This window comes from Cronbergia sp. UHCC 0137 (genome assembly GCF_034932285.1).
Lineage (GTDB): Bacteria > Cyanobacteriota > Cyanobacteriia > Cyanobacteriales > Nostocaceae > Cronbergia.
Map to the genome: position 1 here is coordinate 4089 of NZ_JAYGHC010000051.1, position 25433 is coordinate 29521.

The 25433-nt window shown below is 39.9% G+C and carries 20 protein-coding genes, 1 other RNA gene and 1 pseudogene; 11 read left to right on the forward strand and 11 right to left on the reverse strand.

Annotation, left to right across the window (positions count from 1 at the left end):
• Positions 1–131 precede the first annotated feature (131 nt).
• Entirely contained in the window at positions 132–1973 is a 1842-nt protein-coding gene (gene ftsH3 / locus VB711_RS20795; protein WP_323288195.1) for an ATP-dependent zinc metalloprotease FtsH3, read from the reverse strand.
• Positions 1974–2155: 182 nt separating this feature from the next.
• Positions 2156–2290: pseudogene (locus tag VB711_RS20800) on the reverse strand (4-amino-4-deoxychorismate lyase); the annotation flags it as partial.
• A gap of 239 nt (positions 2291–2529) precedes the next feature.
• Here VB711_RS20800 and VB711_RS20805 point away from each other — a divergent pair.
• Both VB711_RS20805 and VB711_RS20810 read left to right on the forward strand, forming a co-directional pair.
• A complete protein-coding gene (locus tag VB711_RS20805; protein ID WP_323288196.1) occupies positions 2530–3894 on the forward strand; it encodes an AAA family ATPase in 1365 nt (454 codons plus the stop codon).
• Positions 3891–4523 (forward strand): retron system putative HNH endonuclease, encoded by a 633-nt coding sequence (locus tag VB711_RS20810; RefSeq protein ID WP_323288197.1) that lies wholly within the window; start codon positions 3891–3893, stop codon positions 4521–4523. The genes VB711_RS20805 and VB711_RS20810 overlap by 4 nt, the downstream gene beginning before the upstream one ends.
• A gap of 26 nt (positions 4524–4549) precedes the next feature.
• On the opposite strand, the gene VB711_RS20815 is transcribed toward VB711_RS20810, so the two are convergent.
• The 4 genes from VB711_RS20815 to VB711_RS20830 form a co-directional block, all read right to left on the reverse strand.
• Positions 4550–5218: a Uma2 family endonuclease gene (locus VB711_RS20815; RefSeq protein WP_323288198.1), complete on the reverse strand. Its 669-nt coding sequence runs from the start codon at positions 5216–5218 to the stop codon at positions 4550–4552.
• Between the two features lie 47 nt (positions 5219–5265).
• The gene (locus tag VB711_RS20820; protein WP_323288222.1) at positions 5266–6045 is read right to left on the reverse strand and encodes an aminotransferase class IV; all 780 of its coding nucleotides are present in this window, start codon (positions 6043–6045) and stop codon (positions 5266–5268) included.
• Between the two features lie 91 nt (positions 6046–6136).
• A complete protein-coding gene (locus VB711_RS20825) occupies positions 6137–6922 on the reverse strand; it encodes a hypothetical protein (protein ID WP_323288199.1) in 786 nt (261 codons plus the stop codon).
• Positions 6923–6968: 46 nt separating this feature from the next.
• Positions 6969–8189, reverse strand: a complete 1221-nt coding sequence (locus tag VB711_RS20830) for an acetate kinase (RefSeq protein WP_323288200.1) — start codon at positions 8187–8189, stop codon at positions 6969–6971.
• A 327-nt stretch (positions 8190–8516) separates the two neighbouring features.
• On the opposite strand from VB711_RS20830, the gene VB711_RS20835 reads away from it, so the two are divergent.
• The 4 genes from VB711_RS20835 to VB711_RS20850 all read left to right on the forward strand — a co-directional run bounded on the left by VB711_RS20835 (position 8517) and on the right by VB711_RS20850 (position 11779).
• Complete coding sequence (locus VB711_RS20835) at positions 8517–9005, forward strand: pentapeptide repeat-containing protein (protein WP_323288223.1); 489 nt, start codon at positions 8517–8519, stop codon at positions 9003–9005.
• Positions 9002–10135: a 5-(carboxyamino)imidazole ribonucleotide synthase gene (locus VB711_RS20840; protein ID WP_323288224.1), complete on the forward strand. Its 1134-nt coding sequence runs from the start codon at positions 9002–9004 to the stop codon at positions 10133–10135. Before VB711_RS20835 ends, VB711_RS20840 begins: the two co-directional genes overlap by 4 nt.
• Positions 10136–10198: 63 nt before the next feature.
• A non-coding RNA gene (ssrS, locus tag VB711_RS20845) (6S RNA) lies at positions 10199–10382 on the forward strand.
• 551 nt (positions 10383–10933) lie between these two features.
• A complete protein-coding gene (locus tag VB711_RS20850) occupies positions 10934–11779 on the forward strand; it encodes a lysophospholipid acyltransferase family protein (protein WP_323288201.1) in 846 nt (281 codons plus the stop codon).
• An 88-nt stretch (positions 11780–11867) separates the two neighbouring features.
• Here VB711_RS20850 and groL read toward each other — a convergent pair whose 3' ends face one another.
• Positions 11868–13559 (reverse strand): chaperonin GroEL, encoded by a 1692-nt coding sequence (gene groL, locus VB711_RS20855; protein WP_323288203.1) that lies wholly within the window; start codon positions 13557–13559, stop codon positions 11868–11870.
• A gap of 158 nt (positions 13560–13717) precedes the next feature.
• On the opposite strand from groL, the gene VB711_RS20860 reads away from it, so the two are divergent.
• On the forward strand, positions 13718–14800 hold the full coding sequence (locus VB711_RS20860; protein ID WP_323288204.1) for an MraY family glycosyltransferase: 1083 nt from the start codon (positions 13718–13720) through the stop codon (positions 14798–14800).
• A 221-nt stretch (positions 14801–15021) separates the two neighbouring features.
• On the opposite strand, the gene VB711_RS20865 is transcribed toward VB711_RS20860, so the two are convergent.
• The 3 genes from VB711_RS20865 to VB711_RS20875 all read right to left on the reverse strand — a co-directional run bounded on the left by VB711_RS20865 (position 15022) and on the right by VB711_RS20875 (position 17693).
• On the reverse strand, positions 15022–16263 hold the full coding sequence (locus tag VB711_RS20865) for a ribulose bisphosphate carboxylase small subunit (protein ID WP_323288205.1): 1242 nt from the start codon (positions 16261–16263) through the stop codon (positions 15022–15024).
• A 187-nt stretch (positions 16264–16450) separates the two neighbouring features.
• Positions 16451–17038 carry a Uma2 family endonuclease gene (locus VB711_RS20870; RefSeq protein ID WP_323288206.1) on the reverse strand — a complete coding sequence of 196 codons (588 nt, stop codon included), beginning with the start codon at positions 17036–17038 and terminating at the stop codon, positions 16451–16453.
• A gap of 151 nt (positions 17039–17189) precedes the next feature.
• Positions 17190–17693: a 2TM domain-containing protein gene (locus VB711_RS20875; RefSeq protein WP_323288207.1), complete on the reverse strand. Its 504-nt coding sequence runs from the start codon at positions 17691–17693 to the stop codon at positions 17190–17192.
• Between the two features lie 177 nt (positions 17694–17870).
• Here VB711_RS20875 and VB711_RS20880 point away from each other — a divergent pair, with 177 nt between their 5' ends.
• Entirely contained in the window at positions 17871–18578 is a 708-nt protein-coding gene (locus VB711_RS20880) for an ROK family protein (RefSeq protein WP_323288225.1), read from the forward strand.
• Between the two features lie 113 nt (positions 18579–18691).
• Here the strand turns inward: VB711_RS20880 and VB711_RS20885 are convergent, their stop codons facing one another.
• Positions 18692–19801: an S-(hydroxymethyl)glutathione dehydrogenase/class III alcohol dehydrogenase gene (locus VB711_RS20885; protein ID WP_323288209.1), complete on the reverse strand. Its 1110-nt coding sequence runs from the start codon at positions 19799–19801 to the stop codon at positions 18692–18694.
• Between the two features lie 549 nt (positions 19802–20350).
• Between VB711_RS20885 and VB711_RS20890 the strand changes: the two genes are divergently transcribed.
• The 3 genes from VB711_RS20890 to acnB all read left to right on the forward strand — a co-directional run bounded on the left by VB711_RS20890 (position 20351) and on the right by acnB (position 25417).
• Positions 20351–21634, forward strand: coding sequence for a valine--pyruvate transaminase (locus tag VB711_RS20890; protein ID WP_323288210.1), 1284 nt, complete (start codon positions 20351–20353; stop codon positions 21632–21634).
• Entirely contained in the window at positions 21631–22245 is a 615-nt protein-coding gene (gene rimM / locus VB711_RS20895) for a ribosome maturation factor RimM (protein WP_323288211.1), read from the forward strand. The genes VB711_RS20890 and rimM overlap by 4 nt, the downstream gene beginning before the upstream one ends.
• Before the next feature lie 529 nt (positions 22246–22774).
• Positions 22775–25417, forward strand: coding sequence for a bifunctional aconitate hydratase 2/2-methylisocitrate dehydratase (acnB, locus tag VB711_RS20900; RefSeq protein ID WP_323288212.1), 2643 nt, complete (start codon positions 22775–22777; stop codon positions 25415–25417).
• Positions 25418–25433: the final 16 nt, after the last annotated feature.

The window sequence follows — 25433 nt, forward strand, 5'->3', positions numbered from 1 at the left end:
TTTTTGGTTTATTTAGCAAACCCTACATATCATCTACATTTTGTACAGTGCGTAAGTCCTAGATAAAATAAAAAAATTGAGGTACTTCTAGAAAATTCAGAAATACCCCAATCTTAAAAAGTGATTAACTACTATGCAAAAGCGGCAGTTTTCACATCATTATTGCCGAGAATTTCTTGCAATTCATCAGCGTCTACGGTTTCTTTTTCCACTAACATTTGAGCGATTTGATCTAAAACTTGACGGTTGTTGACCAATACTTCTTTTGCACGAATATAAGCGGCATCGACTAATTTACGGACTTCTTCATCAATGGCTGCGGCGGTTTCTTCTGAGAAGTCACGTTCAGACATGATATCCCGACCGAGGAACATATTGCCTTGTTGACGACCCAAAGCAACTGGACCCAAGCGATCGCTCATGCCAAAGCGAGTTATCATTTGTCTAGCTACCCGTGCGACTTGTTGTAAATCGTTGGAAGCACCTGTGGTAACTTCTTCTTCACCAAAGATAATCTCTTCAGCTAAACGACCACCTAAAGCCACGGCCATCTGATTTTCTAGATAAGCACGGCTATATAAACCGGTGTCCATACGGTCTTCGCTGGGGGTGAACCAAGTCAAACCACCTGCACGACCACGGGGAATAATGCTAATCTTCTGTACAGGATCATAGTCAGGCATTAAAGCACCAACTAAAGCGTGACCAGCTTCGTGATAGGCTACCAAGGTTTTGCGCTTTTCGCTCATTACCCTGTCTTTCTTCTCTGGACCTGCTAACACCCGGTCAATAGCGTCGTTGATTTCATCCATTGAAATTTCAGTTAAATTCCGACGTGCTGCTAAAATTGCGGCTTCGTTTAGCAAGTTAGATAAATCTGCACCGGTGAAACCAGGGGTACGACGAGCGATTTTATCCAAATCCACATCTTTCGATAAGGTTTTACCCCGTGCGTGAACTTTGAGAATTTCGCTTCTACCGGCGTAGTCGGGACGGTCTACCACTACTTGACGGTCAAAACGACCGGGACGCAATAAAGCCGCGTCTAGTACGTCTGGACGGTTGGTAGCGGCAATAATAATGATGCCTGTGTTACCTTCAAAACCATCCATTTCGGTGAGTAACTGGTTGAGGGTTTGTTCCCGTTCGTCGTTACCACCACCTAAACCAGCACCCCGTTGACGACCTACTGCGTCAATTTCATCAATAAAGACGATACAGGGGGCGTTGGTTTTAGCTTGTTCAAATAGGTCGCGGACACGGGAAGCACCCACACCAACGAACATTTCTACAAATTCAGAACCGGAGATAGAAAAGAAGGGTACGCCGGCTTCTCCAGCTACTGCACGAGCGAGGAGGGTTTTACCTGTTCCAGGAGGTCCAACTAATAGTACACCTTTAGGAATTTTTGCACCAACGGCGGTAAAGCGATCGGCGTTTTTAAGAAAGTCTACAACTTCGTTTAATTCCAATTTGGCTTGGTCAATACCCGCAACATCACCAAAGGTTACTTGGGTTTGGGGTTCCATTTGCACTCTGGCTTTAGATTTGCCAAAGTTCATGGCTTGGCTACCGGGTCCACTTTGAGCGCGACGTAACAAGAAAAATAAACCAACTAGAAGCAATACAGGGAAAAATAAGCTGCTGAGTGCCTTAAACCAAAATCCTTCGTCGGTTTGAGGTAATACAGCAATATCTACTCCTTTAGCTGTCAAAGTATTGATTAAGTCTGGGTCGTTGACTAGGGTGACGATCTTTTTGTTGGGGTCGTATTTGGGTGTTACCAGTGCTGTAGACCGGTCTGCACTCAAACTAACTCTTTCAACTCCACCTTTTTCAACTTCTTGAATAAATTCACTATATCTCCAGGTTTCTCTGGTTTGAGGTTGTTTGTCAAAAAATGCTGTCCCTAGTGCAATGACAACAATAAACAACAGCGCGTAAAGCCCTGTATTTCTCCATCTTTTATTCACTGAGGTCAATCCTCCTGGATCTTTTGTGCGTTTGTATACTGTCTCTCTTGGACAGGGGTTAGTCGGCGGTTAAAAACCGCAACTACACAGATAAAACCCACCACGTGGATTTCAAACTATGAGAGGTGGTATTATGAGAATTATGTTAACTTATTTTAAGATATACCAAAATTAACTTGTTGTCATGGTAGAAAAAACCGCCTCAGTTGAGAAAAACTAGGATGGTAGGGATTATATTGTAGCGAACCTGTGGGTTGCTGGACGGTGTGGATGGGAATAATTTCCGCCACACTATTAGTGTAAGCGATCGCTTCAAATTCTTGGGCTATTTCTGGTTATTTGTGGTTGGGAGGGCGGAGGCGATCGCGCAAGCGCTCCGCAGGAATCGCTCTATTCCGGGTAAAATGCTATAGTTCCCCCCCTTTTTGACTGGTTAGGAGCTTAAAATAAATATAGCAATTTCCATTCAAGTGAGGTATAAGCAGTAATAATTAAACGCAGATGGACGCAGATAAACGCAGATAAGTTTGTACTTCATTAGACTAGAAAATGCTATATGCGTATTGAAGAATTACATTTACAAAACTTTCGTGGTTTCCAAGAACTTAAATTGAAAGTTCCTCCTGATTTGGCTGTATTTATCGGAGACAATGGTTCAGGTAAATCATCTGTTTTAGACAGTATTGCTATACTTTTAAATGAATTTGTATCTAAATTAAGAACAGGTCATGAATTTCATTTAAAAAATGACGATATTAATATCAATTCCAATAGAGCTTTTATAACTACTACTGTTAAAACTGATACAGGTAAATTGCTTGCCTGGAATATTGGTATAGATAGAGAGCGAAAATTAAGACAAACCAATGTCAAAAGAGATATTGATGATTATGCTTTAGAAATATATTTAAGAATGAATAAAATTGATGATGATAGAATTAATCCATTCGTTGATGATAATTTCATACAAAATGATTTTAGTTTACCAATTATAGTTTTTTATAAAACAAACCGAATATTCATCAAATCTTCAGCCGTAAAAGATATGAGTGAAGAAGAAAGACAAAGTATGTATACAAATACTCGACTTGATGGTTATAAAGAAACTTTTAATGACAGCATAAATGATTTTAGCGATTTTTCATATTGGTTTAAACAAGAAGAAGAATATGAAAACGAAGTTAGATTAAGAGAAAATAGTAACTTTAGGAATACTAATTTAGAAATTATCAGAAAAGCATTAGAAACATTTTTAGAAGGATTTCCTAATACCAGGTTTTCGGATTTACGCATAATTCGTATTAGTTCTAATCGAGAAGGTGGTATTCGCCGGTTAAATAAACCTTCATTAGTGATTAAAAAGAATGGAAAAGACTTTAAACTAGATCAACTTTCTGATGGTGAAAAAACCTTACTAATGATAGTAGTTGACATTGCACGACGATTAGCAATATTAAATCCTAGTATTACTAACCCTTTAGAATTGCTAGAAGAAGGAACAGGAATAATCTTAATTGATGAAATAGATTTACATTTACATCCTCAATGGCAAAGAATTGTAATTCCAAGTTTTAGAAGAACATTTCCAAACTGTCAATTTATCGTTACAACTCATTCTCCTCAAGTTTTGAGTGGAGTTAATAAAGAAAATGTATTTATTTTAGAAGACTCAAAAATTGTAGAAATCACACCCCACACTTTTGGAAGAGATAGTAACTCAATTCTTTCTGAAGTTATGGGTGTAGAAAAAAGACCTGTAAAAATGCAAGAAAGACTAGACAGGTGCTTTGATATGATAGATAATGACAATTTAGATGGTGCTAAATTAGAACTAAAAAAACTATCTGAATTATTAGGAAATAATGATCCAGAGTTAGTCAGAGGTCGTACAATTATTGATTTTTTAAGCAGGGTGGAATGAAACAGATTATCAAAGGAACAGAACCTCTATGTCTTCTAAAACATCGCCAAACAGATCAAGCAAGCTATGAAAATTATAGTCCAAAAGAACCCTTAAAAAAAGCATTATTAATTGAACAAGGATATATTTGCTGTTATTGTATGCGACGAATATCTGAAGAAAACATGGAAATTGAACATTGGAAACCAATGTCTATTAACAAGTATCCAGAACTACAAATAGATTATAAAAATTTATTGGCTTCTTGTTCAGGTAATCGAGGGAATCGAAAAACTAATCAGCATTGCAATCCCAGGAAAGGTGATGAAGAAATTACTATTAATCCTGCGGATTCTAAAAGCTGTGAAATTTACATTAAATATAGTTCAACAGGAAAAATATTGTCTGATGATGAAACTATAAATTATGAACTCAATGAAATTTTAAATCTTAACCTTGAAACTCTCAAAGATAATCGGACAACGGCTTTAAATGCCGTAATTGATGCCTTAAAGCGAAAATTTGCTAACAAAACTTGGACAAAAGAAGCTATCGCTAAGAAATTAAATGAATTTAATAGCAAGGACGCAGAGGGTAAATATAGTGAATACTGTCAATATATTGTTTGTTATTTAAACAAAAGATTATAAAGTAAACTTCTTCTCAGTTGAATACTTTAAATACTATCGGGGTCTACACCCAAAGCCTTTAATTTTTCCGCTAGTAATAGAGCGCGTTCATCACCAGTAGGTAAAACATTACCATCTTTATTACACCAACGTAACCAAGAATCATGTCTACCTTCAAATTCTCCTGTCCACAACGTTACACCCAAACCAATATCATCTAACCAATTGTTTTTAGTTTCTACATAACCTCTAGCCTTGAGAGTGTAAATTCTTAAAACCTGTTCTCCTAATTGTTGATTTGGGTCATAGACAATATAGTAAAATACCTTCATTTGTTCATAAGTTTTTAGTTTTTCTCCTAATTCTTCACCCTTTCGATTGGAGACAATTTCAATTACAACTTCCGGTGATTTACCAAATTTCCAAACTAGGTAACAACGATTTTGTTTTTCCCACCAATTTTCAGGAACTTGAACATCAAAACTAACAAAAATATCAGGAACAATGGCAGATTCACCATAAATATGATAAATACCAACATTAGCTGCTGCCAAAAAAATCTGATTTTTTAAAGAACTGTAAAGAGAACCGACTAAAAGACGTTGTTGTTTTTCAGATGCGAGATTATCCACGGGTGTATCATCTTCGGTGACTAGCAGGTTGATATCTGGTACATCACAATTATCAATATCATTGATTAAAAGTTGGTTAACCATGATTTAGTCCAGTATTTCATAGCTTTTAGTTTATTATATACTCTTTTTTATGTTAGAAAAAACCGTCTTAGTTGGAAAAAACTAGGATGGTAGGGATTATATTTTAGCAAACCTGTGGGTTGCTGGACGGTGTGGATAGGAATAATTTCCATCACACTATTAGTGTAAGCGATCGCTTCAAATTCTTGGGCTATTTCTGGAGTCCAAGGTTCTTGGATCACGTTTTGTAGTTGTTTTATCAGTTGCGATCGCCCTATTCCGGGTAAAATTCCTGTATCTAGGGGTGGTGTCCACCAGTGGCCATCCTTGTACCCCCAAAGGTTGCCTGTGCTGGTTTCTAGCCAATTTCCGGCTGTATCTACTAATATGGCTTCTTCGGCTTTCTGAGTTTTGACGCTGTTTTTAGCTAACCAAGGACTGAGATAATTTCCGGTTTTATGACTGGGGAGGGAACGGGCTAATTCTGGTTTTGTTAAGGCAGCTATTATACCATGTTTTTGTATTTCTGCTAAATTTTCTGGTAAAAATCTGCCAATAATCCATTCTCTACCGTCGGGGAAAATGGTAATTCTGAGGACAGGGAAGTGGGTTGAGAGGGTTTTTGCACCTTGATAAACACTGTTCCAATCTGGTTGTTGCCAATTAAAGGTTTGGATACTATGCTGGAGGCGATCGCTATGGGCTTGCCAGTTGGTTAAATTGCTATCAAGGGAATTATTATAAATTCGCAGGGTTGTAAAAATTGTTGCACCATAGAGTAAGCCTGGTTCATAAATGTCTAATTCTAAGGTTTGGGATTTTATTAATTTGCCATTATACCAATACATATCACGGATTAAATGGATTATACGAACCACAGAGGCACAGAGTTCACAGAGAAATGCGTAAGTTCTAAAACTGTAATTGTAAAATTTGTGATTAATCTTTTTGAGGAAATACAATTCTTTGAGAACCGTCAGGATTAACTATTACTTGTCCTCCTAACATTTCAATTTCTCTAATTGCTCTTTTACGGGTTTTTTCATCAATTTTATTTCCTAGAACCATTGACCAAGTTGAGATTCGGGCAAATTTACTGTCAGGATTTCTTTCTAGAAACTCGGCGGTTCTTTGTGAAACTAAGGCTGCAAATTTACTTTCTTCGTCTGGATAATTATTTGCCCAATTTGCTGCTTGGGTAAAGGATTCTTTGGCTGCTTTAGTATCACCTAAAAACAATAATTCATCAGTTCCTTTATAACGCCATACATAATACGAATTTTTGGGGACAAAGGGAGTTAAGGACTTTAATCCATTATCCATTAATGTAATAGACCTTTCTGGCATTCCTGCATATAAAGAGGTGCTAGTAGAAAGACCTAAGTACGCTGCTAAAAATCGCGGATCATGTTTGAGGATAACTTCAAAATATTCTGGACTAAGGCTATAACTCGTTTTATCCCTAGCTTCGTTATCACCAAAATATTGCAAAAAATTGAGATATTCCCAACTAGCAACAAAGTTATCAAAACCAAAGGTAGGCATTTTTTTGAGTAAATCAAGACGCAGATTCTCGGCTTTGATATTTTTTTCTAGGGTTTCTAAAGGGATATCTTGCTGGCTAATTAGTAGTTCTTTTAATCGTGGTTTTTGAATTAAACTAACTACTAAAATGCAAAAACAAAATACCAAAGGTGTAACCAGGGACTGGCGTGAGAAAAGCATAATTATTATACTCCACAAAATTGAGATTTAATCTTATTACTGTAAATTATAGACTATTAAGAATTTGCCAACATTGTTGTGCGATCGCCCAATCTTCCTGAGTGCCAATTACTAATACCCGAATTGTTGAATCTTCTGTAGCAATATCCACGTCAATCGCTGACTGATGATTTTTTTCAGGATCAATTTTTAATCCCAAAAATTCCCAAGATTCACAAGCAGCTTGACGGATTGCCGCCGATTTTTCACCCACTCCTGCTGTAAAAACTAATGCGTCTAATCCCCCCAAATTACCCAGCATTGCACCGATACCAGTCTGTAAACGATGCACGTACATATCCCAGGCCAGTTGAGCGCGTTGATTACCTTGATCAATGGCTTTGATGATCTCCCGTAAATCGCTTGATACACCAGAAACTCCCCGTAATCCTGAAGCTTGATTTAAAATATGGTCTAACTGTTCAGGAGTATAATCAGATTGACGCAATAAATAAATCAAAATTCCCGGATCAATAGACCCACTACGACTACCCATCATCAAGCCCTCTAGAGGGGTAAATCCCATGGTTGTATCAACACTCCGACCATGTTTAATTGCCGCTAAAGAACAACCATTACCCAAGTGACAGGTAATTAAACGTAGGGATGATAAATCTCGACCGAGAATTTGGGCTGCACGGGTAGAACAGTATTGATGACTAATGCCATGAAAACCATAACGACGGATACCTTTTTTTACCCATTCGTAAGGGACGGGATAGATAGCTGCGGAATCAGGTATGGTGCGATGAAATCCAGTATCAAAAACTGCTACTTGGGTAACATCTCCTAAAGTTTGTTCGATGGTTTCTATGCCGGCCAAAGCTAGTGGATTATGGGATGGAGCAAGGTTAGACAAGAGAGCGATCGCCTCTTTGACTTCCTGAGTAATTATTACAGGTTTTTGGTAATCTTGACCACCATGCACCACCCGATGTCCTACCACGTCTATTTCTGATAAATAATCAATTACTTTGGTTGCACCATGGGTAAGGGCATCCAGCATATAAATGACGTTGGCCTGTCGGGAATACCCAGAAATGATTTCTTCTAAGGTTTCACCTGTAGCAGTTTTAACTTTTATTGCTCCTGAATCCCGATCCTCAGTCCAGTTAACTTCCCCTTGCCAAATAGGTTGGGGTGCTTTCATGGGTAGAGTGTCATTGGTAATTTCATACAAACAACTCTTTTGGCTACTAGAACCAGCATTGAGTACCAGTATTTTCATAAATTTATCTTAGGTTAAAGAATCAGCTTGAATATATCAAGTTTTAAAAAAATATCCAACCGTTATTATGTTATCAGGAGTCATGAAGAAGGATATATAAAACTTACCCACGATTTTCTTCATTGCGAGGCTTCCGCAGCGCACAAGTCACTGAAGAACAAACCACAGAGGCACAGAGTTCACAGAGAAATGAGGTTTTGAGAAATATTTTGCGTAAGTTTTCACAACAGGGTCTGACTCCTGCTATAAATATTTTCTTCAAGCAGTTTGTTTAAGCTAAAAAAGTTCTAGAATAAGGAGAATTAACACAAAATTGGTTAGTGTATGATGTTTTGGCGGCAGGGGTTAGGGTTATTTTTAGCTATAATTGTCTGGTGCATGGCCAATCCTGCCCTAGCAGACTGGACTCATCCCCTATCATTTAGCAATGCAGAGTTAGGAAGACATGACTTTTCGGGACAAAGTTTACAAGCGGCAGAGTTTTCTAACGCTAATCTAGAACTGGCTAACTTTACTGGTGCTGATTTGCGGGGAGCAGTATTAAGTGCTTCAGTGATGACTAAAGCCAATTTACATGGAGCAGATTTAACCAATGCCATGGTTGATCAGGTAAAATTGGATGGGGCAGATTTAACCGATGCCGTTTTTTTAGAAGCCCTTTTACTCCGTTCCATCTTCAAAGATGTTAATATCGAAGGTGCAGATTTCACAGATGCAATTTTGGATAGAGCGCAAGTGAAAGAGCTATGTGAAAAAGCCAAGGGTGTAAATTCCCAAACAGGTGTTCAAACTCGTGATTCTTTGGGATGTCGATGAAGCGTGTAGGTATAATTGGCGGTGGACAACTTGCTTGGATGATGGGTGATGCAGCAAAAAAGCTAGGAGTAGAACTAATCATCCAAACTCCTCACAAAGATGATCCGGCTGTGTCTATTGCCCAGGAAACCGTATTTGCAGCCGTTGATGATGCTGTGGCTACGGGAATTTTAGCTCAAAAATGCGATATCATCACCTTTGAAAATGAATTTGTTGATCTTGATGCTTTATCCCTGCTAGAAAATCAGGGTGTGTGTTTTCGTCCCAGATTAGCAGCTTTAGCCCCGCTTTTAGATAAATATCATCAACGTTGTTATTTACAAAATTTAGGATTACCTGTTCCCAAATTTTTTGCTTTAGAACAACCAGAAGATAGATCAAAAATAGAATATTTGGGTTTTCCTGTGGTTCTCAAAGCCAGAAGACATGGTTATGATGGTCAGGGAACTTATGTAATTCAAGATTTAGCAACTTTATTAAAAATTGTAAATCAAAGTCAGACGGCGTTTTTAGTAGAAGAATTTATCCCCTTTACCAAAGAATTAGCCATCATTGCAGCGCGATCTGTCAATGGGGAAATCCTCACCTATCCGGTTGTAGAAACCCAACAAGAACAACAGGTATGTAGGAGAGTCATTGCACCGGCGGAAATTACAGCAGAACAAGAAGCAGAAATTAGAGCGATCGCTCATACACTATTAAATAGTCTACAAGCTGTGGGGATATTTGGCATTGAACTATTTCTCACAGGCAACGGTAAAATTTTAGTTAACGAAATTGCACCCCGCACCCACAACTCTGGACACTTCTCCCTAGACGCTTGTGAAGTTTCCCAATTTGAGCAACACCTTAGAGCCGTTTGTGGTTTACCGTTAGTTAACCCTATCTTACATTGTTCTGGTGCAGTCATGGTCAACCTGTTGGGATACCAAAATTCTCACAGCGACTACCAAAACCAGCGTCAACAACTAGGAGAAATACCCCACTCTCATCTTCACTGGTACGGTAAATCAGAATCTCGTATAGGGAGAAAGTTAGGACATATTACCGTCTTGCTAGAACAGCCAAACCAAGACGCAGTAAACACTCTGATTCAGACCATTGAGTCTATCTGGTATACCCACAGCTAAGATTTCTAGGAAAATTTTGATTTTCAATACACAACCCATTTTTCAAAGCTATAATTAGTTTTAGTTCCACTACGACGTTGGTGACTGCCCCCAAGTTTTTTGATCTATGTCTTTAAGAAAAAGGGAACTAACAAGTTCTTGTGGCAGTAAACCGGGCGTGTACCCGGAAACTTTAAACAAGGAAGATCAGTTCCCCCCTGGTTAAACCAGGTCATAAACTTAGGTAAAACGGCGTTGCGGGGAACACATAAATTTTAGCTCCTACGGTAAAATAACCTGGGGGCTTTAATTATATTCAACATATTTAATCAGCAATTTTAATTACCAAGAAATTCCTAAAATTAGTGATTTTCGCCTAAATTACTCTGTCTGACGCACCCTACAGACGACAAAATATCCAAAAAATTAATAACTAACGTAAGTTGCTAGTTAGATCAAATAAGGTGCGTCAGAAAGTTAAAATTAGCGATTTTAGCCTAAATTGTTCTGTCTGACGCACCCTACACACTACTACAGACGACAAAATATCCAAAAAATTAATAACTAGCAACTTGAGTTACTATAAAGGGGCTTGGTTTTATGATACATATTGTAGCAGTATTATTCAATTTGGCGATCGCTTGCCTAGTGTAACCATATTGTTATCAGAAATAATATCTGAATCTACTCCCTGATTAAATAATTTAATTTTGTCCGACTACTTATTAGACAAAAAGATTGCAAAATTATAATAGGTATGTTTTCAAACCGCACAAAAACGGATTGTTTCATCCTTGTCAATCCTGATAGAATGCCTCGATGTTAAAAATCCAACATCTCCAAAACACAAAACCAGGGTGGTCTTTGGCAGAGCGAGATCCCAAGTTCCTCGAATCTCTAATGCCTGTATTGGGCTTTTTATACCAATACTATTTTCGAGTCCAAACTAGCGGCTGGGAAAATATCCCTGATGGTAAAATTCTCTGTGTCGGTTCTCATAATGGGGGACTCGCTTCTCCCGATACATCAATGATGGTGTACGACTGGGTGCGTCGCTTTGGTGCAGAAAGACCAATTTATGGTTTAATGCACCCCAAAGTTTGGGAAATTTTCCCCCCAATAGCGGAAATGGCGATGAAAGCTGGGGCTGTGATGGCTCATCCTAAAATGGCTTACGCAGCTTTTCAATCTGGTGCTAGTGTTTTAGTTTATCCCGGTGGCGCTGAAGATGTGTTTCGACCCCATGCCATGCGTAACCAAATATACTTTGCTGAACGCCGGGGGTTTATTAAACTGGCATTACGGGCAAATGTGCCAATAGTTCCGGCCATTTCCTGGGGATCTCATGATACTTTAATTGTCCTAGCTGATTTATACAAAATTGCCCAACAACTCCATAAATGGGGGATGCCTTGGCTGTTTGGGGTTGATCCCCTAGTTTTTCCCGTTTATCTGGGACTACCTTGGGGTTTAGCCATTGGACCCCTGCCTAATATACCCTTGCCAGTGCCAATCTACACAAGAGTTTGTCCCCCGATTGTGTTTGACCGTTATGGAAAAGAAGCAGCCAGCGATCGCGCTTATGTGAACCAATGTTATGAATTAGTTAAGAGCCAGATGCAGCAAGAGTTGGATAAATTAATTCAACAAACCCCTTCCCGGTAGAAATAGAGAATAGGAAAATCAATAATGTAGAGACGTTCCATGGAACGTCTCTACATCGGTTTAAAAGTGATTCATGGGGTAGGGGAAATTAGAACATACCCATGCCGCCCATACCGCCCATGCCGCCCATGCCACCCATGCCGCCCATACCACCCATACCGCCCATGCCGCCCATACCACCATCAGGAGGCATAGGAACAGCTTTCTCAGGCTTCTCAGCGATAATGGCTTCAGTGGTCAAAACCATCCCCGCAATAGAAGCGGCGTTTTGTAAAGCTGAACGCACAACTTTGGCAGGATCGATAATACCTGCGGCAATTAGGTCTTCAAATACGTCAGTGGCAGCGTTATAGCCGATATTTAAATCAGTTTCCTTGACTCTGGCAACCACAACAGAACCTTCAACACCAGCGTTGTCTGCGATTTGCCGTAAAGGTGCTTCTAAGGCTCTTTGCAGGATATCAGCCCCAATTTGTTCTTCTGGGTCAAGATTCTTTTTAAATGCGTCTATTTGAGAAGATAGATGGATCAGGACTGTACCACCACCAGGAACGATACCTTCGTCAACAGCCGCTTTAGTCGCGTTAAGTGCGTCTTCAATCCGCAGTTTACGGTCTTTGAGTTCGGTTTCTGTGGCTGCACCAACTTTAATTACTGCCACACCACCAGCTAATTTAGCAATCCGTTCTTGCAGTTTTTCCTGATCGTATTCAGAATCAGTTGCTTCTAACTGCTTGCGAATTTGGGCAATCCGTATTTGTACTTCTGGCTTGGTTGTACTACCGGCAACAATAGTTGTGTTTTCTTTGTCAATGTTAATTTTTTGGGCTGTTCCCAACATTTCCAAAGTGGCAGTATCTAAACTGAGTCCGAGTTCTTCAGAAATTAATTGCCCATCAGTGATAATGGCAATATCTTCTAGTAAAGCTTTGCGGCGATCGCCAAATCCAGGGGCTTTGATAGCGGCAACATTTAGCACACCACGGGCTTTGTTAACTACTAAAGTTGCTAGGGCATCACCTTCTACATCTTCGGCAATTATCAGCAAAGCTTGACCTGAACGGGCAACTTTTTCCAAAATAGGCACTAAATCCTGAATGGAACTGATTTTTTTATCGGTGACGAGAATCCGGGCGTTTTCAAATTCCACCGTCATGCGATCGTTGTTGGTGATGAAGTAGGGAGAAATATAACCCCGATCAACCTGCATCCCTTCTACCACTTCCAATTCAGTGGTCAGAGATTTAGATTCTTCAACGGTGATTACCCCATCTTTGGTAACTTTTGCCATTGCTTCAGCAATCATTTTACCAACTTCTTCGTCATTCCCAGCGGAAACAGTAGCTACTTGGGAAATTGCACTACCCTCTACTGGTTTAGCAATTTTAGCAATCTCCGCCACTAACGCCTCAACAGTTTTATCAATGCCCCGCTTCAAAGCAATAGGATTTGTGCCAGCAGCGACATTTTTTAATCCTTCTTTAATTAAAGCTTGTGCTAAAACTGTGGCAGTCGTGGTTCCATCTCCAGCGACATCTTTAGTTTTGGATGCCACCTCTTGAATTAATCTAGCCCCAGTATTTTCTAGGGGATCTTCTAATTCAATTTCCTTGGCAACAGTGATACCATCGTTGACAATTTGGGGCATACCAAATTTTTTCTCTAACAGGACATTACGACCTTTTGGCCCCAAGGTGATTTTCACCGCATCGGCCAGGGTGTTAATCCCTCTCTCTAAAGCCCGCCGAGATTCCTCGTCAAATGCAATAATTTTTGTCATGTTTTATTTCTCTAACGCTTCCTTTACACAATTTAGCACTCTCAAGTCCAGAGTGCTAAGTACCCAATCTATCGAAAATCTTAATCAAAATCAAAAAAATTGATTAATATACATTTGATGCTTATTTTCAATCCTGGCAGTAATGGTGGAAGTGGGAGATGAATCTAGAAAACTCCCTTAAATCCCTGGGTATTGCTGACCCTAGCGGCACCGGCTGGTTAGCTGTAGTTTTCACTTTTCTTTTAGCTTGCTCTGTAACTTGGCGTTTAATGCCAACTTTACGCAAATTTGCTTTACGGGTTGGTTGGGCAGATCAACCAAATGCTAGGCGACTTAACCGAGAACCTCTACCCAATGCTGGTGGTTTAGCTATCTACGCCGGCGTAATTGCGGCTTTAGTATTAGCTACCCTGCTTAGACCTATCGAAATCCAAAGCGTCTTGGCTCAAGTGTTGACAATTTTATTAGGAGGTTCGATCTTAGTCTTAGTCGGCTTTATTGATGATCAATTTAGTTTACCGCCTTCTGTCCGTTTATGGACGCAAATTATTACAGCTTTGTTGCTGGTTGCTAATGGTATTAGTATTCAAGTGATCTTTGGTACGCCCATTGACTCACTACTATCAATAGCGTTAACTGTGCTGTGGGTAGTAGGTATTACTAATGCTATCAATTTGATGGATGGTATGGATGGTTTGGCGGGAGGAATCAGCTTTATTACGGCGATGAGTTTGTTGGGGGTTTCTGCCCAATTTGACCATAGAGCCGCAGCAACGTTGGTTTTAGCAGCTTTAGGTGGTTCAGCACTGGGCTTTTTACGCCACAATTTCCATCCTTCACGTATTATTATGGGCGATGCTGGGGCATACTTTTTTGGTTATGTTTTAGCAGCTACCAGTATTTTAGGTAAACTCCAAGAAAATACAATTTATGGACTTGTTCCTGTGGTTTTGTTTTTACTGTTGCCTGTTTTAGATACTACTCAAGTATTTGTGCGCCGACTCATGGCTGGAAAAAACCCTCTGAGTACCCCTGGTAAAGACCATCTACACCATCGCTTGTTGGCTTGGGGTCTTTCTCAGCGTCACGCGGCTTTTACTTTGTGGTCGATTACTTTGGTTTGTAATTTGTTGGCAATGAAAATACAAGGTATGACTTGGGAAGTGATAATAGTATCCGCTACCAGTATTGTTTTGCTTTTAGGTTTTACAATCTGGCAAAGAATTTATCAACGTGCCTAAGTTCGTGTTTGTATTTGAATAAATTGCCTAGTTTCAAGCTTTTGGAATCATATATTAGTCCGGTGCGTCAGATAGAGAAAATCTGTTGTGTACTAAATTATCGGGTCTGACGCACCCTACAAGGAATTAAACACAGATTAACGCAAATTAACGCGGATGAAGGATAAATTACAGATTATTTTTGTGGTGGGTTTAATGGAAAACTGCTGTAATAGATTCTGTCAATTCATTTTATTATTGGGACGCTGAATTATTGTTTCTATGACTCGACGTTTGGCTTTGGGATCAATCCCTACTAAACGCACGTATTCACCACTATATTCTGCTAAACAAGATTCCATTGTTGATATAGCGTCAGAATGAGCATCTATGTGGGTGTTTATGCAGCTTTGCCAAGAACCTGTACGGAAGCGACGTTCATCAACGTGTTCTATCCCGATTGTGTAGCCTTGAGATAGAATTTGTCGGATTTGTTCTTGGGTTTCTAGGGTTAGATGGGTATTAGGTTGTACTTGTTTATTAGTTGGGGTTTGAGTAACTGATATTTGTTGTTCTTGTGCTACGGGTTGGTAATTCCTCCCGCGATTTAGTCGATTGTATTCATCAACTAATTGGGATGTTTCTACTCGTTTTTGTTCACCTACCATCAATTTACCAGCTTCGATTAAATGGGATAGGCTAAAATTTGGTTTTTTAAAGACTGGTGAACCTTCTAAACTGTTTACTACCCGTTGGGAAATCTTTTCAAATCCAATTTGATGGACAAATTCGCGGATTTGTTCGTCGTAAATGCGCGATCGCAATGCACTAAAAAAGTCAATGGATTGGTTGATAAATGTATCAACTAACTCTTCTATTTCCCTTGGTGAAAGTCCATCTGGTTCAAAAATTCCCCCCACAATCCCCACTTTATCATCACGGTTGGGTTGCCAATAAAATTTATCCATCCTTCCATCTCGAATCAATGGTGCGTACAAGGTGGAAAAATCATTACCTGTAACAATTATCGGTACACGACAAATTGGGTTGGAATCATAACTCCCTGGTAACTGTACATCGGTGGGATTGTCGGCTATGTTCATCAGTGTGGCGTTTACCAACTGGGTATTTACGGTATATTGAGTACCTTCGTCAAAACGTCCCGCACCTGCATCTAAATCATTAATCATTAAGACGCACATTTTGCCACGGACTTTGATTAATTCTGCTGTTTCCCGATAACGCAGACGGATTAACCGCGCTGGATCTCCTGCGTCTGGACTTTCTAATTCTCCACCGGAAATTAAAGTTACTTCAATTCCCATTTTCTCGAAGACTAATTCACACTGAAAAGTTTTCCCTTCTCCTTTGCGTCCATGAATACCTAAAATTAGGGGAACTCGAATACCGGGAATGTTTAAAAAGTTTTTGGTGATATGTACTGCAAGTTTGTCGAGAAAGCTGGGAGCAATGTAGTAACTCATGGGTTATGGATGGGTGGTAGATACTTCTGTTTATAGCAGGAATCAGGGGACATCTTGCATAAATACTTTGGTGTAGCCAAGAATATTCTTGAAAAGCTCACGCAGAGGCGCAGAGGCGCAGAGAAAAATTTGAAAATCACGACTTTTGCAAGAAGTCTTTTGTGTCGCAATGACTAAGATGTTTTAATCATTTTACTTGTACTTCATTGATTGAAAAAGAAACATCTTCATAAACATCAGCCAAGGTGCAAGAAAAATTAATACTGCTTAATTGTAAATCTTGATTACCCCGATAGCTATAAAGTTCCCATCTTGCTTGATCATTGCGTCGAAAACAATCTACACGCTGACGGGTTTGACTAACTAAAACGTATTCTTGTAAACTTTCTAATTCTTGATAATCACTAAATTTATCACCTCTGTCTATTGCTTCTGTAGAAGGTGAAAGCACTTCAATAATTAAACAGGGATAACGTTTAAAATAATCAAAATTTGCATCTCTAGGATCACAAGTCACCATTAAATCAGGATAATAATAGATATTCAAAGATTCAATTCTCGCTTTCATATCGGCGACATAAAGACGACATCCAGATCCCCGGATATGATTCCTTAATATGGCAACTAAGTTAGCCGTAATTGTGACATGGGCATCACTCGCACCAGCCATTGCATAAATTTGTCCTTGAATATATTCATGTTTAATTTGGCTGGTTTTTTCTGACTCTAAATATGCTTCTGGTGTTAGATATGGTTGAGATTGGCTAAGAATCATTGTGTTATTTGAGCAGATCGTTAATTCGTTTAAATTGGGTGTAGAGTATCAATTATAGGGCTTGTGTACGAGTCATGGAATATCTAACCGCAGAGGACGCAGAGGACACAGAGAAATAAGAGTTTGAGAGGTTTTTTGCGTAATTCCTAAATTAAAGCTGCAAACCTTTAAACCATTTATTTAAAACTGTGTTAATGGTTTGTTTGATTTGATGTTTACGATTCCATTTTTGAAAGGCGATTTCGTATTCTTCACCCTTAATTTGTAAGGTATTCCAAATATCTAAACCAATGGCTAAACCACTAAATAGTAAAATATACAATGCCCAAGAAATTCCACCACCACCAATCAAATCGGCCAGGATGAAAAAAGTATTGATAATTGCATAATTACCGAGACGTTTTTTAAATTTTCCTTGACGATAAAGGTTGAAAGCTAGGCGTTGCTGTGCTTCACTTTGTTTGGATATCCAGTCACTTTCTGCTACTTTTAACGATTCTGGTGATATTTTTAACTCTGCTGCAATTTCCAATATCTCCTGATAGGAAAATTCCTTGTCGGTATTGTCTGCTTGACGTGCGATCGCTAATTGAAGAATTTGCTGCACATCTTCTTGGCTATAAGAACGAAGGCTTTTAGGATCAAAGGCCGTCATGATTTTTTCTGGGATATATATTTTAAATATGCTGTGGCAATATTCTTACAGTAGCAAATTTAGATGAGTCTGGTGGGATGGATTGATCAAGTTGTGAAGACTCTCGAAAAATCTGGTATTAACTGTAATTTAGCGGCTAATAATATCAAAAGAAGCAGCAAAAAGGGAAAAACCCCAATGGTAGAAGATAATGGATCAATTCGTACTCTATCGGTGGATATTGGTGGTAGCGGTGTTAAGGCTATAGTTTTGGATGTCACAGGAAAACCTTTAACAGAACGGGTGCGGTTAGAGACTCCCCAACCTGCCATCCCGGAAGTAGTGATTAATGCCATTACCATATTAGCAGCCACCCAAGGACAATTTGATCGGGTGTCAGTAGGTTTTCCTGGTGTGGTGCGCTGTGGAGTGACTGAAACTGCCGCCAACCTTGATTCTAATTGGATTGGGTTTGATTTAGCAACAGCCCTTTCTGGTCAGTTAAAAAAACCTGTGCGGGTAATTAATGATGCGGATATGCAAGGATTAGGTGCAATATCTGGTCAAGGTGTAGAATTGGTGATTACCTTGGGAACTGGTTTTGGTTCGGCTTTGTTTACGGATGGTAAATTAGTGCCAAATATGGAAATGGGACACCATCAGTTTCGCAAAGGGGAAAGCTACGAAGAACAGTTATGTCGTGAAACTTTGGAAAAAATCGGCGAAAAACGCTGGAATCGACGTTTAGAAAGAGCGATCGCTACTTTGCAACGATTATTTAATTACGATTGGCTTTACATTGGTGGTGGTGAAGCTGTACGGGTAAATCTCAATCTCCCCCTAAATGTCAAACTCATCCCCAATATTACTGGTTTATTGGGTGGTATCGCTTTATGGCGTGAATAACTAGGGGATTGGGGATTGGGAACTGAACGATTTCCCTGTGGAGATGAACGATTTTCCTATGGAGATGAATAATAATTTCTGCCCCCTGCCTCCTGCCCCCTGCCCCCTGCCTCCTAAAACGTCACCACACTGCGAATAGACTCCCCTCGGTGCATTAAATCGAAGGCATCATTAATCTTTTCTATCGGCATAGTATGAGTAATTAAATCATCAATATTAATTTTTCCATCCATATACCAATCCACAATTTTTGGTACATCTGTCCTTCCCCTCGCACCACCAAAAGCTGAACCTTTCCACACTCTTCCAGTGACTAATTGAAAAGGACGGGTACTTATTTCTTGTCCCGCAGCCGCAACACCAATAATTACACTTACACCCCAACCTTTATGACAACATTCTAAGGCTTGACGCATAACTTTGACATTGCCAATACATTCAAAACTATAATCAGCACCACCTTTAGTTAAATCTACTAAATACGGAACTAAATCACCTTCAATCTCTTGGGGATTAACAAAATGCGTCATGCCAAATTTTTCTGCTAAGGCGCGTTTTTGGGGATTAATATCTACACCAATAATCATATTCGCTCCCACCATCCGCGCCCCTTGGATCACATTTAACCCAATCCCACCCAAACCAAAAACTACAATATTCGCTCCTGGTTCTACTTTTGCGGTATAGACGACTGCACCAATACCAGTTGTTACACCACAACCGATATAACAAACTTTATCAAAAGGCGCATCTTCCCGAATTTTGGCAACAGAGATTTCTGGTAATACCGTATAATTAGCAAATGTCGATGTCCCCATGTAGTGATGAATTGTTTCTCCACCAATACTGAAACGACTTGTTCCATTGGGCATTATACCCCGTCCTTGGGTGACACGAATTGCTTGACAAAGGTTAGTTTTAAAGCTTAAACAATATTCACATTGCCGACATTCGGGGGTGTATAAAGGAATTACGTGATCTCCTGGTTTGACGCTTTTAACACCAGCCCCCACTTCCACCACCACACCAGCACCTTCATGTCCTAAAATCACTGGAAACAACCCTTCAGGATCAACACCAGAAAGGGTATAAGCGTCGGTATGACAAACTCCACTGGCTTTAATTTCAACTAATACTTCCCCTGGTTGTGGACCTTCCAGTTGTACGGTTTCAATTACTAATGGCTTACCAGCACTGTAAGCTACTGCTGCTTTAACTTCCAAAATCAAGCTTCTCCTGTAAGTTCACTGATTATGAGTGTATATCAGTAAGTAATTACAGGAATTAATATTTTTTGTGTTTTTTTATAGACTTCTTGCATAAATACTTTGGTGTCGCCAAAATATTCTTGAAAAGCTCACGCAGAGGCGCAGAGGCGCAAAGAAAAATTTGAAAATCACGACTTTTGCAAGAAGTTTTCGAGCGATCGCTTGTTAAAATCTTCCTCTATATAGTATATTTGTACTATCACAAGAGAAACCCCCCCGCCTCACAAGTGGGGGCTTTATTGTGGAAATTATGGTATAGTAGTTCACATTAGCTAGATTTGGAACTATATAACAACCGTCAAGGTGGTTAGGACATCAATTGTTAGCGCAGGTTAGCGTAAACCATTCATGAAACTCCTTTGACAACAGGATTTTACTCCTGACTCCTGCTATAAATCCCCAAATAATCAAAGCTATTTTCCCCAACTTGCCAGTTTTTGTTAAAATCGCCTTTTCTGGTTTAACATAACTGGTTAAAGAACTTATCTATTTTGTCAACAAGCTATGAAACCTGCCCTTACTAAAATTGGCGCTCAAATGTCCAACTTAACTGGCGTGAGAGCGATTATGAAGGATATTAATGAAACTCTCAAAGCCAGTGCAGGGCAGGAATTAAATAATTTAAGTGCCGGCAATCCGTTGATTTTACCAGAGGTAGAACAATTATGGCGGGATTGCACAGCCGATTTACTCGCCAGTTCTGAGTATGGTGAGGTGGTTTGTCGTTATGGTTCTAGTCAAGGTTATGCACCATTAATTGAGGCGGTTGTCAAGGATTTTAATCACCGCTACGGATTAAATTTGAGCGATCGCAATATTTTAATCACCCCAGGGAGTCAAACGCTGTACTTTTACGCTGCTAATGCTTTCGGTGGTTACACCAGCAACGGTGATTTAAAGCAGATAGTTCTGCCGTTGAGTCCCGATTATACTGGTTACGGTGGTGTCAGCTTAGTTCCAGAGGCTTTAGTTGCTTACAAACCTTCTTTGGATATAGATGCACCAGCCCACAGATTCAAATATCGTCCTGATTTTAGTCAACTTTCAATTACAGAAAATACAGGTTGCGTGATTTTTTCCCGTCCTTGCAACCCCACAGGGAATGTATTAAGTGATGAAGAAGTGAGGAAAATTGCCGCTTTAGCTGCACCTTATGATGTACCTGTGTTGGTAGATTCAGCCTATGCTCCCCCTTTCCCAGCCTTGAATTTTACAGAAATGTCGCTGATATTTGGGGAAAATATCCTCCATTGTACCAGTTTATCTAAGGCTGGATTACCAGGAGAAAGAATTGGGATTGCCATTGGGGATGAAAAGTTTATTCAGGTGTTGGAATCTTTTCAAACAAATGTGGGTATCCATTCTTCACGGTATGGACAAGCGATCGCTGCACGGGCAATTAATTCTGGTGCTTTAGCAGATATCTCTGAAAAAGTGATTCGCCCATTTTATCAGCAAAAGTTCGATGTATTGAAAGAAACTTTAGAATCAGCCATGCCCAAAAATTTACCGTGGTTTCTCCATCGTGGAGAAGGGGCAATTTTTGCGTGGTTGTGGTTGCAAGACTTACCGATTACTGATTGGGAATTTTATCAAGAACTGAAAAAAGTTGGTGTAATACTTGTTCCTGGAAGTAGTTTCTTCCCTGGTTTAAAGGAAGAATGGAAACACAAACAAGAATGTTTACGGATTAGTTTGACTGGTAGCGATGAGGAAATAGTGACGGGGATGCAGCGTTTAGCGAAGGTGACAGAACAAGTTTATCAAGCGGCATCTGTGATTGTATGAACCGTAAAGAGACAAAGAAGACGAATAAAAAGAGTGAGAAATTGATTAATCCCAAACCCCTAATTCCAACTCTTGATTTGGATGATTGGTTAGAAATTGGCAAGATTGTTGCTGCACAAGGTTTAGCTGGAGAAGTGCGGGTTTATCCTGACTCGGATTTTCCTGAACGCTTTGAAGTACCGGGAACACGCTGGTTATTACGTCCAGGGGAGACAGAACCCCAAGCGATAGAATTATTGCATGGACGGTATATTGAGAATAAAAATCTATATGTGGTGCAATTAGCAGGAGTAAGCGATCGCACTCAAGCAGAAGGATTGCGTGGTAGTCGGTTGTTCGTTCCCATTAGCGATCGTCTGGAATTAGAAGAGGGTGAATTTCATGTTTTAGATTTACTGGGGTTACAAGTCTATATGCAAACATCCGGTGAACTCGTGGGGACACTGGTAGATATTATTCCTGCTGGTCATGATTTATTAGAGGTAAAATTAGAGAATAGCGAGAAAAAAGTTTTAATACCCTTCGTGATGGCGATCGTTCCTGTCGTTGATTTAGAAAACCGCAGGGTAGAAATTACCCCACCAACTGGGTTATTGGAAATCAATAATTAGAAATTAGGACTTACCCACTGTACAAAATGCAGATGATATGAACGAAATTGCCTAGTTTCACACTTTTGTCATCCCATATTAGTGCGGTGCGTCAGATAGAAAAAGTCTGTTAGATGCTCAATTATCGGGTCTGACGCACCCTACAAGAGATAGAATTGATAATGCGTATTTAATAAGTTCTGTCAATGCGTAACTCCTAAATTTCTATGATAAATGAAGCAAAATTTCTAATATTATTACAAAATATTTTCTCTGTTCCCTGTTCCCTCTAAATTTCAAGTATTTAATTAATCTCAAGACTTCTATTTCTCGTTCGGTTATAAGGAATTTATCCTTTTAAAAAAGCTAGATCATCACATTGCTGTCTCTAGTATTTCATACATCATTATAGTTCTTCTTTTAGTGCCTAATTTTATTATCACTGCAATAAATTGTTCTTTCTAACCAATTCCGTCCATTCGTAACTCCTGTAACAATTCCTTTACAATAAAATAAAGGAAACAAAACATTAGAGGCGAAAAGCTAAATCATGTTAGCCGAATACCAACAACACACCCAAGAACGCGCACAATTGAGTATTCCCCCTTTACCATTGGACGCAAAACAAACTTCAGAATTATGTGAATTACTGAAAAATCCACCCCAAGGCACTGAAGAGTTATTATTAAATTTATTATGCGATCGCATTCCCCCCGGTGTAGACCAAGCTGCTTATGTAAAAGCTGGATTTCTGACTAGGATAGCTCAAGAAGAAATTACCAGTCCTTTAATTTCTCCAGTTGATGCAGTAGAATTACTGGGAACTATGATCGGCGGTTACAATGTTCAATCCTTAATTGATTTACTCCAAGTTTCTAACACCTCTGTATCAACTTCCTCTGAAACACCCTTGGTAATGGAAGGAGAAGGAAGGGAACAAATAGCCGCTTATGCAGCTAACGCCCTCAGCAAAACTTTGTTGGTGTATGATGCCTACCATGATGTGTTGGAATTATCAAAAACAAACCCTTACGCGAAAAGAGTGGTAGACTCTTGGGCAGCAGCAGAATGGTTTACTTTGCGTCCCACACTTCCTGAAAGCATCACCGTTACGGTTTTCAAAGTTCCAGGGGAAACCAACACTGACGACCTATCCCCCGCAACCCACGCTACCACCCGTCCTGATATTCCCCTTCATGCTTTAGCAATGCTAGAAACCCGTCAACCGGGAAGTTTAGAAACCATTGCAGAGTTAAAGAAAAAAGGCCATCCCGTTGCTTACGTTGGTGATGTTATTGGTACAGGTTCATCCCGCAAGTCTGCAATTAATTCTGTATTATGGCATTTAGGCAATGATATTCCTTTTGTGCCAAATAAACGGGCTGGGGGTTATATTTTAGGAAGTGCGATCGCTCCTATCTTTTTTAACACAGCCGAAGATGCCGGCGCATTACCCATACAATGCGATGTCACCAAAATGGAAACCGGCGACGTGATCACCATTTATCCTTACAAAGGTGAAATTACCAACGCAGCAGGGGAAGTCATTTCCACCTTCAGCCTCAAACCCGACACCATTTTAGACGAAGTTCGCGCAGGTGGACGCATTCCCCTATTAATTGGCCGTACCCTCACCGACAAAACCCGTCAAGCATTAGGTTTAGAACCCAGTAATTTATTTATCCGTCCCCAAGCCCCAGCCAACACCAGAAAAGGCTACACATTGGCGCAGAAAATGGTCGGGAAGGCGTGCGGTTTAACAGGGGTACGTCCGGGGACATCTTGCGAACCAATCATGACTACAGTGGGTTCTCAGGACACCACAGGACCCATGACAAGGGATGAACTGAAAGAACTTGCTTGTTTAGGTTTCAGTGCTGACCTAGTAATGCAGAGTTTCTGTCACACAGCCGCATATCCCAAACCAGTGGATATTAAAACCCATCAAGAACTCCCCGACTTTTTTGCATCCCGTGGTGGTGTAGCCTTGCGTCCTGGGGATGGTATCATTCACTCCTGGTTAAACCGGATGTTGTTACCCGACACCGTGGGAACAGGTGGAGACTCCCACACCCGCTTCCCCTTGGGAATATCTTTCCCTGCTGGTTCTGGTTTAGTTGCGTTTGCTGGTGCATTGGGTGTCATGCCTTTGGATATGCCAGAATCAGTTTTGGTAAGATTTAAAGGAGAATTGCAACCTGGAATAACTTTGAGGGATATTGTTAACGCTATTCCCTATGTTGCCATCCAAAAAGGATTATTAACCGTCGAGAAAAAGAACAAGAAAAATGTCTTTTCTGGACGGATCATGGAAATTGAAGGTTTACCCAATTTAAAAGTAGAACAAGCATTTGAATTAACAGATGCTTCCGCAGAACGTAGTTGTTCTGGTAGTACCATTAAACTGAGTGAGGAAACTGTAGCGGAATACTTGCGTTCTAATATCGTCTTGATGAAAAATATGATAGCACGGGGTTATCAAGACGCTCGTACTTTATTACGCCGTATTGCCAAAATGGAAGCATGGTTACAAAATCCTAGTTTAATGTCTGCTGATGTGGATGCTGAATATTGGGATACCATTGAGGTCAATTTAAGTGAGATTAAAGAACCCATTGTCGCCGCACCGAATGACCCTGATAATGTTAAATTAATGAGCGAATGTGCAGGGGATAAGGTGGATGAGGTATTTATTGGCTCATGTATGACCAATATCGGACATTATCGGGCTGCTGCTAAGATTCTTGAAGGTGCTGGTACGGTTAAAGGTCATTTATGGATCTGTCCTCCTACTCGCATGGATGAACAACAATTACGAGAGGAAGGTGTTTATGCTATCTTTGCGGGTGCTGGTGCAAGAACAGAAATGCCAGGATGTTCCCTTTGTATGGGAAATCAGGCAAGAGTAGAGGATAATGCTACTGTTTTCTCTACTTCTACCCGTAATTTTAATAATCGCATGGGTAAGGGTGCAAGGGTGTATCTCGGTAGTGCGGAGTTAGCTGCGGTATGTGCGTTATTAGGTAAGATTCCTACTGTTGAGGAATATATGAGTATTGTGGCGCAAAAGGTTGATCCGTTTAAGGCTGATTTATACCGTTATCTCAATTTTGATGAAATTGAGGGTTTTGAGGATTTCGGAAGGGTGATTCCTGTGGATAAGATGCCTAAGATTGAGGAGGTTTTAATTTAGTAGAATTATTGAGGTG